The organism is Bacillus sp. SIMBA_005 (genome assembly GCF_046535585.1).
Taxonomy (GTDB): domain Bacteria; phylum Bacillota; class Bacilli; order Bacillales; family Bacillaceae; genus Bacillus; species Bacillus pumilus.
In genome coordinates this window covers 1-249 of the sequence record NZ_JAWRWI010000888.1, presented here as the reverse complement: position 1 = coordinate 249, position 249 = coordinate 1, and the positions used below count along the sequence as shown (strand labels likewise).

Sequence of the window (249 nt, the reverse complement as noted above, 5' to 3'; positions counted from 1 at the left end):
CAAGCCTGCTTTTAAATGTCGTCTTTTATCGCTTCGGCACATTAGGTGGCTACAGTTTTATTGGTGTAATGGCTTTGATTCCGATAATGATGGTAATTTTCGGATGGTACTCGCCACTTTTGGTGACATTATCGAAAGCATCCACTTTGCAAATAATCAGTAGCTTACTAGGTATGATTATTATCATTTATATTGTCATCTCAAGTGCATTACGAAAAGCTCCTGCAATGCCATCATAAAACCTTGAAG

1 protein-coding gene is annotated in these 249 nt (G+C 37.8%); it reads left to right on the top strand.

Annotated features, from left to right (window positions below; translation table 11 throughout):
- The coding region (locus SB660_RS22625; RefSeq protein WP_410584740.1) for a hypothetical protein at window positions 1–239 on the top strand (239 nt) is incomplete at its 5' end.
- Window positions 240–249 lie beyond the last annotated feature (10 nt).